Genomic DNA, 16,167 nt, shown 5'->3' with positions numbered 1-16,167 from the left:
CGCGGCAAGCTGCGGCCGACCGGACCTCCTTTGTGATGGCGCACCGCTTCTCCACGATCCGCGACGCCGATCTCATCCTGGTGATGGACGCCGGTCAGATCGTAGAACCGGGGACACACGCCTCGCTGTTGGCTGGCGGCGGGGCTTGTGCGCGGTTGTATGAGGCGCAGTTCGCGGCTCCAGTGGCGGGGGTCTGATCGGTTCCGGTTGTTCCGAGGACCAAGGCAGGGAGCCGTGTGTCAGCGTGGAGTTGCCGCTGTGAAAAGCTGCAGTTATGGACATCTCATCTCGGGAACATGACCTCGTTCTCTACGGAGCGACGGGTTTCGTTGGCAGACTGATCGCCGTCTACGTCGCGGAGAATGCACCGGCCGGCATGCGAGTCGGACTCGCGGGCCGGTCCAGGTCCAGACTCGAGGCGGTTCGGTCGCGGTTGCCGGTTGCGGCGCACGGATGGGCCCTCATCGAAGCCGACTCGGAGGACGCTGACTCAATCGCCGCCCTGGCCGCGGGCACACGCGTGCTCTTCACAACCGTCGGTCCATACGCGGAACACGGACTACCTGTCGTCGACGCCTGCGCACGGGCCGGTACCCACTACGCCGACCTCGCGGGTGAGGTGTCCTTCATCAGGGAGGCGATCGATCGCTACGACGCTCTGGCCAAGACGAACGGGGCCAGGATCGTGCACTCCTGCGGCTACGACTCCGTGCCGTCCGACCTCACTGTACTGCTGCTTCACCAGGCGGCAAAAGCCGATGGCGCTGGCGGTTTGGTCGAGGTCCAACTCGTTGCTACTGCCAAGGGTGGCATCAGCGGAGGCACGCTCGAATCGATGCGCGGGCAGCTCGACGCGATGCGATCGAGCAACGCCCTGAGATCATTAGCCGCGGACCCCTACGCTCTGAGCCCCGACCGCACACGGGAGCCGACGACTCAACAGCCTCCTGACGCCGGTCCTGTCCGCCGTTCCGATGACGGCACCTGGACCGCGCCTTTCATCATGGCCCCGTTCAACACCCGGATAGTGCGCCGCAGCAACGCATTGCAGGGCTGGGCCTATGGCCGCTCCCTTCAGTACGGCGAGGTGATGGGGGTGGCCCGCGGACCGGCAGGAGCGGTCATCGCCAGGGCGATCGCACTCGGGCTCCGGGCATTCACGGGCGCGATGGCGTTCCCGCCGACCCGGAGGGTGCTCGACCGCTGTCTTCCGGCACCAGGTGCGGGTCCGAGCACCAGCACGCAGCGCGCGGGCTGGTTCCACTCCCAGGTGACCGCCCACACCGAGGGCGGGCACCGATACCAGGCGATTGCTGCCGGCCCCGGTGATCCCGGCTATGCCGCCACCGCCGTGATGGCAGGGGAGACGGCACTCGCTCTTGCCCTCGACGGCGACCGGCTGCCGACCGCGAAAGGGTCGCTGACACCGGCCACTGCACTCGGCAACGTGCTCATACAGCGACTCCGTGCAGCCGGTCACACTTACCAAGTGACCAAACTCGCCTAACCCAGGTCCTGCAGGTCACCTGATAACGGGGCAATCATTGACTGGACCAGGTCCGCTTGCGGTCTGCCCATTTCCGAACGCCGATAACGGAACTTCTGATCGATCTACTCGCGAAGGTATTGGCGGAGCCCGGGGATTGCGAAGTCCACTTTGCCGTAGCCTGCGGACTCGATCAGGCCCGCAGCCATGAGCCTGTTCCGGTACTTAGATACGAGATTGGGCTTAGCCTTGAGGATGGCGCCAATCTGACCGGCTGCAGAGGGACCATCTTGGGCGGCCATTGCGTCGAGGAACTCGCGGTCTTTGTCAGAGATGTCCGACAGCGCCGACTCGACGACCACCAAGGTGTTTCGTCTTTGGGCGGCAGTGATCGCGCGCTGAACGCTGCCCTGGTTCAGCTTCCATCCTGCCTTGTCGGCTTCGAGCCAGAGGTAGTAGCCGACCAGTTGGATCAGGAAAGGATACCCCTCGGTGGCCTCGGCTGCTTCGTTAATGAGGTCGGGGGAGATGCTGATGTCCCCCTGGCTGAAAAGCTCGCTGTACGATGCAGTGACTTCAGTGATGGCTGCTTCGTGGAGATTTATCCTGTCGGCGCGACGCAGGAAGGTGGCGACGCCTTCGTTGAGGAGGTCGGAGACAGCTGATGGCAGGCCGGCGAAGATCAGGCCGATGGGCAGCCCGTCGCGGATGAAGTGCTGGACGTCGGCGGCCAGCTGCGAGATCTCCGTCCTGTCGACGGCGTGTATCTCGTCAACGGTGATGACCAGTCCTGTGCCTTGAGCGTCCAGCAGGCGCAGCAGTTCGTTCCCGGTACGGCGCCAGTCGGCCGCCCGTTCCGGGGGAAGATGGGTTGTCAGTCCGAACCCTGCCGCGGAAAAGGCTGTAATTTTCCGGGCAGGAGGCCCGTCCCCGAGTTCCTGGAGGAGAGCGAGCATGTCGTCGCCGATTCCGGCCAGGAACCCGGGTGTGGCTGTCCGGGAGATGACGGCCCAGCCGTGAGCCCGGGCGATGCCTTCGGCAGCGCTCAACATGACCGTCTTGCCGATGCCTCTGGAGCCCGTGATGATGGTCAGAAGGCCAGGCGCTCCGGAACCCTGTTGCAGGCCGTACTCGAACTCGTCCAAAAGCCCGGCCCGTCCGACCAATGCAGGGGGCGTTGCTCCTGCCGTCGGCTTGAAGGGGTTCTGCCCGGACCTCCTGGGAAAACGTAGGTGAAACTAGGTGAAAGTGGTGAAAGTGGTGAAACTTCTGCCACCGTACGGCAGCCGTGGCCTACCAGGCAAGTGCGCCGGCAGCACCCGAAGGGTAAGGCGGTAGCATCGGGGTCATGACCGGAGGAGAGAAGCCCACTGCGCGGAATCGCCGCCTAGCCTACGAGCGCCCGCGTGTGGTCGTTGAGGAATATCCCGCGGGGATCGAACTCCCGGCGAACCTGTAGGAAGGTGTCCAGCTCAGGGTAGAGACGCTCGAGACGGCTCCTGGTCATGAAGTGGATTTTGCCCCAGTGTGCCCGCGGCTCGAACTGCTGCAGGACGGCGTCGGCGTCCCGGAAGAACTGCCAGTAGTCGGTGCCGGGCTCGGTGGTAAGCGTAATAACAGTGCTGTCCCGGCCCTGGAACTGGGACATGTAGGCGTCATCGGCCTTCACCCAGCGGACCTCCACGGGGTACTTCTGATCCGGGTGCCTGCTTCGAATCAACTCCTGGACAGCCTCGACGGCGGCCAGGCCGTCCTCGCTGCGGACGAAGTACTCCAGTTCATGGAACTGCGTGGTGAAGCCGCCCGGATAGATCCGGTACGAGCGGTCCAGCCGGGCGCCTTCAATGCCTGAGATTTGGCGTTCGTCCTGGACGTCCACGATGTTGTACTTCTTCGTGTAGCTCCGGCCTCCCATGCCGTAATCCGGCGAACCCGGCAGGTCCAGAAGCTCGCACGAGTCGTCTTGGGGGCACCAGAGGAAGGAATAGTGCCTGTTGGAATCGATGTCGGACTGCCAGGTTTCCACAGTTTCCGTCCACGTGGGGTAGGTGATTTGTTCCTGCAGGTAGTAGCTGTCCTCAACGGCCAGTTCCACCTCCAGGAAGATCCCGAGAGTGCCCAATGCCACCTGGGCGGCCCGAAGTTCGCGGAGCTGGCCTTCGCCGATTTCCACAATCTCGCCGTAGCCGTTGATCAGCTTCACCCAGCGGAGGTTGGACGAGAAGCTGCCCAGGTTCTTGCCCGAGCCATGGGTGCTGGTGGCAAGGGCCCCGGCGATCTGCTGCTTGTCGATATCCCCCTGGTTGCCCAAAGCCAGTCCCTTCTCCCACAAGGCGTCACCGAAGGCGTTGATGGTGGTTCCGGCCAAGGCCCGGGCGCGGCGCCCCACCCGGTCGGTGCCGGTGATGGCCGACAGGGCGGACATGTCCATCAGCACTCCGCCGGTTTGGACCAGCGGAGAAGACGAATGCCCTGAGCCGACCGCCCGCACAGGCAAGCCCTCGCGGATGGCGAAACGGACGGCGTCGAGAGCTTCTTGTTCATTCCCCGGCCGCACCGTGAAGGCTGGCGTGGCGCTCTGGTTCCCGCCCCAGTTGGTCCACGTGACGTCCGTCCCGAAGGGGGCGGAAGGCGTGGAGGCACCTGCCAAAGAGGCAGGACGGGAAACGTTAGTGGTCATGGTGAAAGCTCCGTTGCTTGTCTGGGTGCTCATGCGCCGTGGTTGATCATGACGTGCTTGGTGCGCGAGTAATCATCAAGGGCGTAGAGCGACAGGTCGCGGCCATAACCGGATCCCTTGAATCCGCCCCACGGTACCTCGCAGGCCAGGACCAGGTGCGCATTGACCCAGACGGTGCCGAAATCGAGCTGCTTGGGAACCCGCAGGGAGAGGCTGGAATCGCGGGTCCACACTGAAGCGGACAAGCCGTACGGGCTCTCGTTGGCCCGGGTGATGGCTTCCTCGGTGGCGCTGAAGGTCTCCACAGTGACCACGGGGCCGAAGATCTCGTGTGTGGCGATTTGTGCCCCGGCAGGAACGTCGCTGATGACCGTGGGTTCGATGAAGTAGCCCGGACCGTCCAGCGCCGAACCTCCAATGGCCACCCGAAGGCCGGCAGCGCGGGCTTCTGCCAGCGATTCCTTGACCCGCTCGAAGTGGGGGAGCGAGATCATAGGACCGATTTCGACGTCGTCCCCCGCACCGGGTGAACCAACTACCAGCGTGCTGACTTCGCGGACCAAAAGCTCGGTGAATTCCTCAGCCACGGATTCGTGAACCAGCACACGGCAGGCTGCGCCACAGTCCTGGCCGGCGTTCCAGAATCCGGCGTTCCGGACTCCGGCAGCGGCGGCGCGGAGGTCGGCGTCGGGGAAGACCACAACGGGAGCCTTGCCGCCGAGTTCAAGGTGGACGCGCTTGACGGACTTGGCTGCGGTTTCCGCCACCGCCTGGCCGCTGACCACGCTGCCGGTCAACGCCACCAGGGCGACATCAGGGTGTTCGGAAAGCCGTTGGCCTACAGTCCGGCCCCGTCCCGTGACAACGTTGAGGATTCCATCCGGAATGCGTCCCGCCACGAGTTCGGCAAGTTTCAGGGTGGACAGCGGCGTCTGTTCCGAAGGCTTCATGACGATGCTGTTGCCGGCTGCCAGAATAGGCGCGATCTTCCAGGCAGCCATCAGCAGCGGGTAGTTCCACGGTGTAATGACACCCACCACGCCCACCGGTTCCCGGAGGATCACCGAGGTGTGGCCCGTTGCGTAGTCGCCGCCGGCCATGGACGTCAGCGTGCGGGAGGCGCCTGCCATGAAACGGAACGTATCGATGGTGCTGGTGACGTCGTCCTCGGCCACGGCGCGCGGCTTCCCCGTGTTGGCGGACTCGATGACCTCGAAGGCCTCGCGGTTGGCTTCAATGATGTTGGCAATGAGGTTCAGGACGTCCGCCCGTTCCTTTGGGGTGGTGGCACCCCAGGACTTTTGGGCGCCGACGGCGGCCTGTACAGCAACGTCCACATCATCCGCTGTGCCTGCCGGCACCGAGGCAATGACCTGCTCGGTGCTGGGGTCCACGACCTCGATGAATTGGGTTCCGGATCCGGGGACGAAAGATCCGCTGATGAAATGGCCGGACGGAGGCAAAGGCAGGGCTCCGGTGGTGCTCTGGTCCGGGGAGCGCCGGACCGTGAACGCTGTTGTTTCTACGTGGGCAGTGTTTGTGGGATTCATGACAATTCGCTTTCAGATGAGGTCTGGGGTGAGTGCAGGAGAAGGAACAGGGGCGGCTTCCGTCCTCTGACGGAACACGCGGGCCGCGAAGTAGTAGAGCGGAGCGACCGCCACCAGGCCGACGATCCAGGAGATGTCCACGCCACCCATCGCGGCGGCCAAGGGCCCGGTGTACACGGCGGTTGCGGAGAACGGGACCTGGATCAGGGCGCCTGCTACGTAGGAGCCGATGGCGGTCCAATTGAACCGCCCGTACACCCCGCCGTCGCGCTTGAAGAAGTCCTCAACCCGGTAGTCGCCATGCCGGAGAAGGTAATAGTCCACCAGGTTGATGGCCGTCCAGGGAACCAGCACGTACATCAGGAAGGAGAGGAAGTTCGTGTAAAAAAGGATGAAGTTATCGCGGGCGAACAAGGCGATGGAAACAGCGACGGCGAAGATGATGACCGCCGCGATGCTCCGGGTCTTGGCACGCGGCAACCAGTTCGGCTTGAACGTTTGGCCGATGGTGAGGGTGCACAGGACGCCGCAGTAGAGGTTCATGGCGTTCGAGGCCGCGACGCCCAGGCAGAAGATGCCGACGATGATCAAGGTCCAGGGCTGGAGCATCGCTCCGAGGCTGCCGACGATTTCGACGTCGCCGGCTTCGCTGCTCATGGTCACGGCGAGCGTTCCCACCAGGGCACCGAGGATCATGGGGAACAGCGTTCCCAGGACGCAGCCGGAGTAGGAAGCCCAGAACGCCGGTGCCGAGCCCGTGCCTTGCGGCATGTAGCGCGAATAGTCCGAGACGTACGGGGCGTAGGCGAGCTGCCACAGTGCGGCCACGGAGATGGTCGCCATAAAGCCCACCCAGTTGAAGTTGCCCTGCTCCAGGAAGCTGGCGGGCAGTCCGTGGACCAGCAGGATCCAGCCGAAGGCCAGCAGCAATGCCAGGCCGGCCGCGACGCTCAGGACCCGGGCGTAGGCGTGGATGAGCCGGTATCCGAAGATTGTGGCGATAACGCTGACCACGCCGATGATGATGATGCCGGCATCCACACTGATGCCGGGGCTGACGGCGGCCATGGCTTCGCCGCCAAAGACCAGGTTCGCAGCGAAGAAGCCGACGTACATGATCACCACGATGACCACGATCAGCAGGGCGCCGAAGGAGCCGAACTGGCCGCGCGTCTGGATCATCTGCGCCACACCCAGTTGCGGGCCCTGGGCGGAGTGCAGCGCCATGAAGATGCCACCCACCACGTTGCCGATGATGATGCCCACGACCGCCGGCACAAAGCCGAGGCCGAACACCGTGGTGGCGAGCCCGCCGGTCACGATGGTCATGATCATGATGTTGGAACCGAACCAGATGGTGAACAGGTCCCGCGCCTTGCCGTGGCGTTCGTTGGCCGGGATGGGCTGGATGGTCTTGTCCTCGAGCCGGGGTACCTCAGTTAAGGGGGTGACGGTGGTGCTCATGATGCGTTCCAAGTGGCTTCTTGCAGTTCACGGACAGGGGTAGCCTTGCTGCGGTTAACCATCAGCGCAAGAAGGTCGAAGACCAGGGTGGCCGCGGCCAAGGTGGTGATATCCGCATGGTCGTATGCCGGGGCGACCTCCACGACGTCGGCGCCCACAATGTTGATGCCGTTCAGTCCGCGGAGCAGGGCCAGGAGTTCGCGGGAGTGCAGCCCGCCCATCTCTGGCGTGCCGGTGCCAGGTGCGTAGGCCGGATCCAGGACGTCGATGTCGATGGAGACGTACACCGGGGTGTCGCCGAGCCGCTCCTTCACTTGGGCGATCGCCGCCGGAACACCAATGACGTCCAGGTCTGAGCAACGGATGATCTGGAACCCGAATTCGTGGTCGCGGAGGAAGTCGTTGCGGTCATAGACCGGCCCGCGGATGCCCACATGCATGGACCTGTCCTCCACCAGCAGGCCTTCCTCAAACGCCCGCCGGAAGATGGTTCCATGCGTGACGGGCTGATCGAAATAGGTATCCCAAGTGTCCAGATGGGCGTCGAAATGCAGCAACGCCACCGGGCCATGGACCTTGTTCAGGGCCCGCAGCATGGGAAGGGCGATGGTGTGGTCGCCGCCGATGGAGATCAGCCTCTTGTCCTCGCTGATCAGCGGCAAGGCCTGCTCTTCGATTTCACGGACTGCCCGGCTGATGTCATACGGAGTGCACGCGATGTCGCCGGCGTCCACAACCTGGGCTTCGTACACGGGCTCAACGTCGAGCTCGGGATGATAGCCGGGGCGCAGAAGGCGGGAGGCTTCGCGGACTGCGGCAGGACCGAAACGGGCGCCGGGCCGGAAGGAGGTTCCGCCGTCGAACGGTACGCCGACAATTGCGATGTCGTAGTCCGGGACGCGGTCAATCTGGGGGAGGCGGGCGAAGGTGCCGAGGCCTGCATACCGGGGGACTTTGGTTGCGTCGACAGGGCCGATGGGCTGGTGCGTTGTCATGCCGGGATCCTTGGGTTGAGGGGTGCTCGCCGTTGAGCGGGAAGTAGGTAATTCCATTGTTGGTGACGCGGATCACCGCGGATAGCGCTACATTGACTACAAATGGCCGAGGCGTTTAGACGAATGTCTAAGTACCGCTCCAAGAGGCCCCGGAATCAAGGAACCAGGACGGAATCCGATGGCAATCACCGTTGCCGAACTTGTGGCTGAACCGCAGTTGGGGCTCACCTTCCTCGCGGGTACGGCCGGCCAGGACAACCGCATCACGTGGGCCCACACCTCGGACCTGCCCCGGCTGTGGGAATGGGTCACCGGTGGCGAACTCATGATGACGAACGGCATGTCCATCCCCGCCGATGCCGAGGGGCAGGTGGCGCTCGCAGAGGCCCTGATGGATTCAGGTGCCAGCGCCTTGGCCATCGGCGAGAAGATGCATGCGCCGCCGCTGCTTCCGGAGTTCCTGGAGGCCTGCGACCGGCTCCCGCTGCCGCTGATCAACATCCCCTACCCGTTGCCGTTCATCGCGATCGCCCGCTCGGTTGCTGAGTCTTCCCTGCTCGAAGAGTCCAGGCGCCTGCGGCAGACTGCCCGGGTTTACGATCTGCTGAGAACGGCGGGGGCCTCCGAGAACCATTGGCAGAGCCTCGTCCAAAGATTGGCGACGGAACTGGACGCTGAGCTCTTTGTGGTGGATCACCGCTGCCTTCACCCGTGGCATCCTGACGGACAATCACTGCCGGTGTTCCTCGCGGACGAGTGGGCGCCGCTCTCCGGGCAGGTGTCCCTGGCTGGCAAGAACTTCCAGTGGCATCGGGTCAGGGGCCGCCACGTGTTGACCATGGACATCCCCACCCACGCCAACGCGCTCCTTGTGGTGCTGCCCAGGAGCGAACCGCACCCGGACGCCGTCGTACTTTTGCATGCGGCAACCGTGCTGGGACTCCAGCTTTCGCGCATCGTCCTGTCGCTGGAAGGGCAGCACCGGCTGGCGGGTGAGTTCCTGCTGCAGGCTATAGACGGCCGGCTGGGGACAGCGGAGATGGAAAGCCGGCTGGCGGTTTTTGGCGTCCCGGCGCAGGACTTTATGGTCGCCTCAATCTCCGCGGACGACGGCGCGCAGCTGGCTAACGTCCACATCGAACTTTGGCGTCACGGAATTTCAGCCGCCTCCTTAAGGCGGAACAACAGGCTTCACGTGGTGGTTCCGGCGGATGTGGCCGACGACGTGCTGGTGCACTGTGCCGGGTCCGGCGCCGCGCTGGGCATCAGTGCCCCGACGACGGTTGCCGGCATTCAGCGGGCATTGCAGGAGTCCCTCTGGGCGCTGGGATCGGCCCGCGCCAACAAGCTGGGCCTGGCCCGCTATGCGCAAGGTCCGTCTTGGCTGGGGCTGACCGGCTTTGAGGAAGGAACTGCCCTGGTCCGGCGCCTTTTGGGCCCGATTTTTGACTACGAGCAGAGCCAGGAAGGCGATCTGATAGTCACGCTGAGGACGTATCTGGACTCGCAGCGTTCGTGGCAAAAGACGGCCGCTGCCCTGTTCGCGCACCGGCAAACCATCATTTACCGGATCCGGAAAATCGGTGAACTGACGGGGTTGGACATGGGTGAAACGTCCACGGTTGCCCAGTTGTGGTTCGCGCTGCAGATTCACGAGGCGATGCGGAGCTAATCCGCCGCCAAGTCTCTGGCCAGTCAAACCTGGCCTTGCGTACTTGCAGAAATACCCGCTATGGTGTGAACCGTGCCACCCCTCAAGGGTGGCGCAACGCTTTTGAACTGCGGCGGGAGAGTCCTGCCGGTACATCCAGTCAGGCGCCGTAGGAGCAAATCCTCCCCAGGAATCTCTCAGGCCCATGTACCGCCGCGGCGAGGCAACTCTGGAAAGCAGTCCGATAATCGGGCTCACCGACGGTGCAAGCAGAACACAATCTGCGGAATCTCTCAGGTCCAATACAGAGCGGGGAGGAACCCACATCATCGTGGCGCTCACTGGGCGCCTGAATCATGGAGTTCCTCTTGACTGTTCAATCAACCCCCACCGCTTTCGCGGACCGGCACATCGGCGCCCGGCGCCAGGCCGACGTTGACACCATGCTCAAGGCAATCGGCTACGACTCCGTAGACGGCCTGGTAGACGTGGCCGTCCCCGATTCCATCCGTCAGTCCTCACCCTTGACTCTTCCAAGCGGCACGGACGCGCTCAGCGAAGTTGAGGTCCTGGCCGAACTGCGCCGGCTCGCCGCCAAGAACAAGACCGCCATCCAAATGATCGGCCAGGGCTACTACGACACCGTCACGCCGCCGGTCATCCGCCGCAACATCCTGGAAGCTCCGGCCTGGTACACCGCGTACACGCCGTACCAGCCCGAAATTTCGCAGGGCCGCCTAGAAGCGCTCCTGAACTTCCAGACCATGGTGCAGGACCTCACCGCACTTCCGGTGGCCAACGCTTCCCTGCTGGATGAGGCAACGGCCGTGGCCGAGGCCGTGCTGTTGATGCGCCGGGCCAAGAAGTCCAGGTCCGCCGCCGCCGGCAAGACAGTCCTGGACGCTGACTGCCTCCCGCAGACCATCGCCATCGTGAAGGGCCGCGCTGAGGCACTTGGCTTTGAGGTGGAGATCGCGGACCTGAGCCAGGGCTTGCCCGACGGCGACATCAACGGAGTGGTCCTCCAGCAGCCCGGTGTTTCGGGCCGCGTGTTCGATCATTCAGCGGTGATCGCTGCCGCCAAGGAACGCGGCGCACTGGTCACAGTTGCCGCCGATCTGTTGGCGCTGACGCTCATCACGCCCCCGGGCGAGCAAGGTGCCGACATCGCCGTCGGAACGGCACAGCGCTTTGGCGTCCCGCTGTTCTTCGGCGGCCCGCATGCCGCGTACATGGCCGTCCGCGAAGGCATGGAGCGCACGCTGCCGGGCCGCATCGTTGGCGTGTCCAGGGACAACGCCGGGGTGCCTGCCTACCGGCTGGCCCTCCAGACCCGTGAGCAGCACATCCGCCGCGAAAAGGCCACGTCCAACATCTGCACGGCCCAGGCTTTGCTCGCAATCGTTGCCTCGATGTACGCGGTCTACCACGGCCCCGAAGGCCTGACGGCGATCGCCGAAACCGTCCACGGCCACGCCCGGACTCTGGCAACGGCACTCAAGACCGCCGGCCGCGAACTTGTCTCGGAGTCCTTCTTCGACACCCTCACGGTTCGCGTCCCCGGCAAGGCGGACAAGGTCATCGCCGCCGCCGAAGCCCGCGGCATCAACCTGCGGCTCATCGACGCTGACACCGTTGGCGTCTCCGTGGATGAAACCACGACGCCGGATGTCCTGTCCGCAGTGGCAGTCGCCTTTGGCGCCGGTCCCGTGAAGTCCGCTGCCGGCTTTGAGCTGCCGTCCGGCGTTGTGCGTACGTCCGATTTCCTGCAGCACCCGGTGTTCAACACGCACCGTTCCGAGACGCAGCTGTTGCGCTATATCCGCAAGCTGTCCGACCGGGACCTCGCGCTGGACCGCACCATGATTCCGTTGGGCTCCTGCACCATGAAGCTGAACGCCACGGCTGAGATGGAAGCCATCTCCTGGCCGGAGTTCGCCTCCATCCACCCGTTTGCTCCGGACTCCCAGACGGCGGGCTGGCGCGAACTGATTGAAGGCTTGGAAGCGGACCTCACCGAAATCACCGGCTACGACCAGGTGTCCATCCAGCCGAATGCCGGTTCCCAGGGTGAGCTTGCAGGTTTGCTGGCCATCCGCGGCTACCACCTGTCCCGCGGCGACGAGCAGCGCACCGTCTGCCTGATCCCGGCCTCCGCGCATGGCACCAACGCTGCCTCAGCCGTGCTGGCCGGCATGAAGGTTGTTGTGGTGGCCACGGCTGCCGACGGGACCATCGACCACGCAGACCTGACCGCCAAGATCGAGGCGAACAAGGACGTCCTGTCCTGCATCATGATCACCTACCCGTCCACGCACGGCGTGTACGACGCTGACGTCCGCGAGGTCTGCGACGCCATCCACGAGGCCGGCGGACAGGTGTACGTGGACGGCGCCAACCTGAACGCCCTGGTGGGACTGGCCCAGCCGGGCAAGTTCGGCGGCGACGTCTCGCACCTGAACCTGCACAAGACCTTCTGCATCCCGCACGGTGGCGGCGGTCCGGGCGTTGGCCCGGTGGCAGCCAAGGCACACCTGGCACCGTTCATGCCCGGCGACGCGAACAAGGCTTCCTCAGGCGGGGGCGTGGCCATCTCCGCTTCGCGCTTTGGCTCCGCCGGTGTCCTTCCGATTTCCTGGGCGTACGTGAAGCTCATGGGTGGGCAGGGCCTGACCGACGCCACCAAGTCGGCGCTGCTCGCTGCGAACTATGTTGCTTCCCGGCTGGATGAGCACTTCCCCGTTCTGTACACCGGTGCAGGCGGACTCGTGGCCCACGAGTGCATCCTGGACCTCCGCGAACTGACGGCCCGCACCGGCGTCACCGCGGAGGACGTGGCCAAGCGCCTCATCGACTTTGGCTTCCACGCTCCCACGTTGTCGTTCCCGGTTGCGGGAACACTGATGGTGGAGCCCACCGAGTCCGAAGACCTGGCTGAGATCGATCGCTTCATCGAAGCGATGATCATCATCCGCGCCGAAATCGAGCAGGTGGCCAGCGGTAATTTCACTGTGGAGAAGTCGCCGCTGCGCAACGCACCGCACACAGCTGCCGCCGTCGTAAGTTCCGTCTGGGGCCGCGAGTACCCGCGCGAGCAGGCAGCATTCCCTGTCCCGCACCTGAAGCAGGACAAGTACTTCCCGCCCGTGGGCCGGGTGGACGGTGCCGCCGGCGACCGGAACCTTGTCTGCTCCTGCCCTCCCCTCGAAGCGTTCGAGGACACCACAGCAGACCTCGAAAACTAAGGACGCGACTCATGACTGAGAACTACACAGCCCTTTACGAGCAGCACAAAAAAGCCGGCGCGTCCTTCACGGACTTCGGCGGCTGGCAGATGCCCCTCAAGTACGAGTCCGAGCTCGCCGAGCACCACGCTGTCCGCAACGCAGCAGGCCTGTTCGACCTCTCCCACATGGGCGAAGTTTGGGTCAGCGGGCCGGATGCAGCAGCGTTCCTGGACTACGCGCTGGTGGGAAAGCTTTCAGCGGTTGCCGTGGGCAAGGCGAAGTACTCGCTGATCTGCAACACTGACGGCGGCATCATCGATGACCTCATTTCCTACCGTCGCCCGTCTCCCGAAGACGGCGTGGACGAGTACCTTGTGGTCCCCAACGCCGGCAACGCGAAGGTGGTTGCGGCGGCGCTTTTGGACCGTGCGGCCGGCTTTGACGTCGTCGTTCGGGACGCCTCCGCTGAGACGTCGCTGATCGCCGTGCAGGGACCGAACGCGGAAGCGATCCTGCTGACGCTGGTCCCGGCCGGGCAGCACCAGCTGGTCAGGGACCTGAAGTACTACGCCGCGGTTGAAGCGGATATCAACGGGCAGGAGCTGTTGCTCGCCCGCACCGGCTACACCGGCGAAGACGGCTTCGAGATCTACATCCCGAATGTGGACGCAGCCGGCCTTTGGGAAGCGCTGCTCGACGCCGGGGAAAGCCACGGGCTCATCCCGGCAGGCCTCGCAGCCCGCGACTCACTGCGCCTCGAAGCCGGCATGCCGCTCTATGGCAACGAACTCTCCCGCTACGTGAACGCCTATGCGGCAGGCCTTGGCCCGGTTGTTTCGCTGGCCAAGGAAAGCGATTTCGTTGGCAGGAAAGCGCTGACGGCCATCAAGTCTGCGGGCGTCGGGTCGACCATCGGCCCGAAGCTCGTCGGCCTTAAAGGGACCGGCCGCCGGGCTGCCCGCGCCCACTATTCGGTCCTCAAAGACGGCACACTCATCGGCGAAGTCACCTCTGGCCAGCCGAGCCCGACGCTCGGATACCCCGTGGCGTTGGCCTATGTTGACGTCGCGCACTCCGAGCCGGGCACGATCGTCGACGTGGACCTCCGCGGCAAATTGGAACCCTTCGAAGTTGTTTCGCTGCCGTTCTACAAGCGGATCAATTAAGCCTCCCTCGGGGGCCCGTCGGGCCCGAAGGGGCCTGGACGCTCTCTCACTTAACGCAGTGTTTGGGCCAACGCTCTCTCACTTCTCACACCAAATTAAGGAAATAGCATGAGCAAAGTAGTTGCTGAACTGAAGTATTCGGCCGAGCACGAGTGGGTTGCTTCGGATGGGGCGGGGCCTGCGGGGATTGGGATCTCTGCCGTTGCGGCCGACGCCTTGGGTGACATTGTGTACGTGGATCTGCCCGACGTCGGCGCTTCCGTGACCGCGGGAGAGACCTGCGGCGAGGTGGAGTCCACCAAGTCCGTGTCCGATCTGTACTCGCCGGTCACCGGTGAGGTGACGGAGATCAACGACGCCGTTGTCAGTGATCCTGCCCTGATCAACAACGATCCCTATGGTGCCGGCTGGCTGTTCAGGGTGGCCGTGACCGAAGAAGGTCCGCTGATGTCAGCTGAGGAATACGCTGCAACGAACGGTGGCGAACTGTGAACCCGGCAGCCGTGACGGCATTCGAGCAGGTTGTTTCGCCGAGCCTGGACGCGGACCTGTCGGTCCTGGATCCGGAGATCGCGGTGAAGATCGACGACGAACTGGGCCGCCAGCGCGATGGCCTGGAGATGATCGCGTCGGAGAACCACACCGCCGTAGCCGTGATGCAGGCGCAGGGCTCGGTGGTGACAAATAAGTATGCCGAGGGTTACCCGGGCAAGCGGTACTACGGTGGCTGCGAGCACGTTGACGTGATCGAGCAGCTCGCCATCGACCGCGTAAAGGCCCTGTTCGGCGCAGAGTTTGCGAACGTGCAGCCGCACTCCGGTGCACAGGCGAACGCCTCGGTGATGCACGCGCTGATCAAGCCGGGCGACACCATCATGGGCCTGAACCTGGCCCACGGCGGCCACCTGACGCACGGGATGAAGATCAATTTCTCCGGCCGCCTGTACAACGTGATCCCGTATCAGGTCCGCGAAGAGGACCACCGGATCGACATGGCCGAGGTGGAGCGCCTGGCCCAGGAACACAAGCCGCAGCTCATCGTGGCAGGCTGGTCCGCGTACGCCCGGCAGCTGGACTTCGCCGAGTTCCGCCGGATCGCCGATTCCGTGGGTGCGTACCTGATGGTGGACATGGCGCACTTCGCCGGGCTGGTCGCAGCCGGGCTGCACCCCTCACCGGTGCCGCACGCCCACGTCACCACCTCCACCACGCACAAGACCCTCGCCGGTCCGCGTGGCGGCATCATCCTGACCAACGACGCCGCCATCGCCAAGAAGATCAACTCGGCGGTGTTCCCGGGCCAGCAGGGCGGTCCGCTGGAGCACGTCATCGCCGGCAAGGCCGTAGCGTTTAAGATCGCCGCGTCCGCTGAGTTCAAGGAACGCCAGGAACGCGTCCTGGCCGGCGCCCGCATTCTGGCCGAGCGACTGGTCCAGCCGGACGTCACCGCCAAGGGGATCAACGTCATCTCCGGCGGCACCGACGTGCACCTGGTCCTGGTGGACCTGCGGAACTGCGAACTGGACGGCCAGCAGGCCGAGGACCGGCTCGCGGAAATCGACATCACGGTGAACCGCAACGCCGTGCCGTTCGACCCCCGCCCGCCCATGGTTACATCCGGGCTGCGGATCGGCACCCCTGCGCTGGCGACCCGAGGGTTCGGTGAAGCAGCCTTCCGTGAGGTCGCGGACATCATCGCCGAGGCTTTATTGGCCGACGCCGATGCGGACCTTTTAGGGCTGCGTCACCGCGTAGAGGTTCTCGCCGCGGCCCATCCGCTATACCCGGGCGTCGCGAATCTGTCCTAAGGTCTTCCGGCTTGTGCTCGCCTTTGCCCGGTGGGACCGGCATCCTCCGCGTGCTCGGTCGCGTAGACGCCCGCTAAGCGGACGTGACGCTCCCTTAGACGCACGCTTCCGGATGCCGGTCCCACAGGGGCATCACCACC

11 protein-coding genes, 1 pseudogene and 1 riboswitch are annotated in these 16,167 nt (G+C 64.5%); of the genes and pseudogenes, 7 read left to right on the top strand and 5 right to left on the bottom strand.

Annotated features, from left to right (window positions below; translation table 11 throughout):
- Nucleotides 1–14: 14 nt before the first annotated feature.
- Both F8G81_RS23630 and F8G81_RS20710 read left to right on the top strand, forming a co-directional pair.
- Nucleotides 15–197 (top strand): annotated as a pseudogene (locus tag F8G81_RS23630) (permease); the annotation flags it as partial.
- Between the two features lie 77 nt (nt 198–274).
- Nucleotides 275–1,507 (top strand): saccharopine dehydrogenase family protein, encoded by a 1,233-nt coding sequence (locus F8G81_RS20710; RefSeq protein WP_267276512.1) that lies wholly within the window; start codon nt 275–277, stop codon nt 1,505–1,507.
- 104 nt (nt 1,508–1,611) lie between these two features.
- Here the strand turns inward: F8G81_RS20710 and F8G81_RS20705 are convergent, their stop codons facing one another.
- The 5 genes from F8G81_RS20705 to speB form a co-directional block, all read right to left on the bottom strand.
- Nucleotides 1,612–2,652, bottom strand: a complete 1,041-nt coding sequence (locus F8G81_RS20705) for an ATP-binding protein (protein ID WP_267276511.1) — start codon at nt 2,650–2,652, stop codon at nt 1,612–1,614.
- A 221-nt stretch (nt 2,653–2,873) separates the two neighbouring features.
- Nucleotides 2,874–4,199, bottom strand: a complete 1,326-nt coding sequence (locus tag F8G81_RS20700) for a D-arabinono-1,4-lactone oxidase (protein ID WP_267276510.1) — start codon at nt 4,197–4,199, stop codon at nt 2,874–2,876.
- Complete coding sequence (locus F8G81_RS20695; protein WP_416377153.1) at nt 4,196–5,629, bottom strand: aminobutyraldehyde dehydrogenase; 1,434 nt, start codon at nt 5,627–5,629, stop codon at nt 4,196–4,198. Before F8G81_RS20695 ends, F8G81_RS20700 begins: the two co-directional genes overlap by 4 nt.
- A 99-nt stretch (nt 5,630–5,728) precedes the next feature.
- Entirely contained in the window at nt 5,729–7,180 is a 1,452-nt protein-coding gene (locus F8G81_RS20690) for a purine-cytosine permease family protein (RefSeq protein WP_267276508.1), read from the bottom strand.
- Nucleotides 7,177–8,175, bottom strand: a complete 999-nt coding sequence (speB, locus tag F8G81_RS20685; protein ID WP_267276507.1) for an agmatinase — start codon at nt 8,173–8,175, stop codon at nt 7,177–7,179. The genes F8G81_RS20690 and speB overlap by 4 nt, the downstream gene beginning before the upstream one ends.
- Nucleotides 8,176–8,353: 178 nt before the next feature.
- Here speB and F8G81_RS20680 point away from each other — a divergent pair, with 178 nt between their 5' ends.
- From F8G81_RS20680 to glyA, 5 genes are all read left to right on the top strand, one after another.
- Nucleotides 8,354–9,847, top strand: a complete 1,494-nt coding sequence (locus F8G81_RS20680) for a PucR family transcriptional regulator (RefSeq protein ID WP_267276506.1) — start codon at nt 8,354–8,356, stop codon at nt 9,845–9,847.
- A 103-nt stretch (nt 9,848–9,950) separates the two neighbouring features.
- Nucleotides 9,951–10,049, top strand: a riboswitch (glycine riboswitch).
- Nucleotides 10,050–10,194: 145 nt separating this feature from the next.
- Nucleotides 10,195–13,071: an aminomethyl-transferring glycine dehydrogenase gene (gcvP, locus tag F8G81_RS20675; RefSeq protein WP_267276505.1), complete on the top strand. Its 2,877-nt coding sequence runs from the start codon at nt 10,195–10,197 to the stop codon at nt 13,069–13,071.
- A gap of 11 nt (nt 13,072–13,082) precedes the next feature.
- The gene (gene gcvT / locus F8G81_RS20670) at nt 13,083–14,219 is read left to right on the top strand and encodes a glycine cleavage system aminomethyltransferase GcvT (protein WP_267276504.1); all 1,137 of its coding nucleotides are present in this window, start codon (nt 13,083–13,085) and stop codon (nt 14,217–14,219) included.
- A gap of 108 nt (nt 14,220–14,327) precedes the next feature.
- Complete coding sequence (gene gcvH, locus F8G81_RS20665; protein ID WP_267276503.1) at nt 14,328–14,711, top strand: glycine cleavage system protein GcvH; 384 nt, start codon at nt 14,328–14,330, stop codon at nt 14,709–14,711.
- Complete coding sequence (gene glyA, locus F8G81_RS20660) at nt 14,708–16,027, top strand: serine hydroxymethyltransferase (protein WP_323809213.1); 1,320 nt, start codon at nt 14,708–14,710, stop codon at nt 16,025–16,027. Before gcvH ends, glyA begins: the two co-directional genes overlap by 4 nt.
- Nucleotides 16,028–16,167: the final 140 nt, after the last annotated feature.

It is taken from the genome of Arthrobacter sp. CDRTa11, from assembly GCF_026427775.1.
In the GTDB taxonomy this organism is placed as follows: Bacteria; Actinomycetota; Actinomycetes; order Actinomycetales; family Micrococcaceae; genus Arthrobacter.
Note: the sequence above shows the minus strand (reverse complement) of the source record. Positions and strands in the feature narration are given on the sequence as shown.

Bases quoted from the DNA above. Each gene is read 5' to 3' on its own strand.
- F8G81_RS20680 (WP_267276506.1), top strand. From the start codon at position 8,354: ATGGCAATCACCGTTGCCGAACTTGTGGCTGAACCGCAGTTGGGGCTC.
- F8G81_RS20710 (WP_267276512.1), top strand. From the start codon at position 275: ATGGACATCTCATCTCGGGAACATGACCTCGTTCTCTACGGAGCGACG.
- gcvT (WP_267276504.1), top strand. From the start codon at position 13,083: ATGACTGAGAACTACACAGCCCTTTACGAGCAGCACAAAAAAGCCGGC.
- gcvH (WP_267276503.1), top strand. From the start codon at position 14,328: ATGAGCAAAGTAGTTGCTGAACTGAAGTATTCGGCCGAGCACGAGTGG.
- speB (WP_267276507.1), bottom strand. From the start codon at position 8,175: ATGACAACGCACCAGCCCATCGGCCCTGTCGACGCAACCAAAGTCCCC.
- F8G81_RS20690 (WP_267276508.1), bottom strand. From the start codon at position 7,180: ATGAGCACCACCGTCACCCCCTTAACTGAGGTACCCCGGCTCGAGGAC.
- F8G81_RS20700 (WP_267276510.1), bottom strand. From the start codon at position 4,199: ATGAGCACCCAGACAAGCAACGGAGCTTTCACCATGACCACTAACGTT.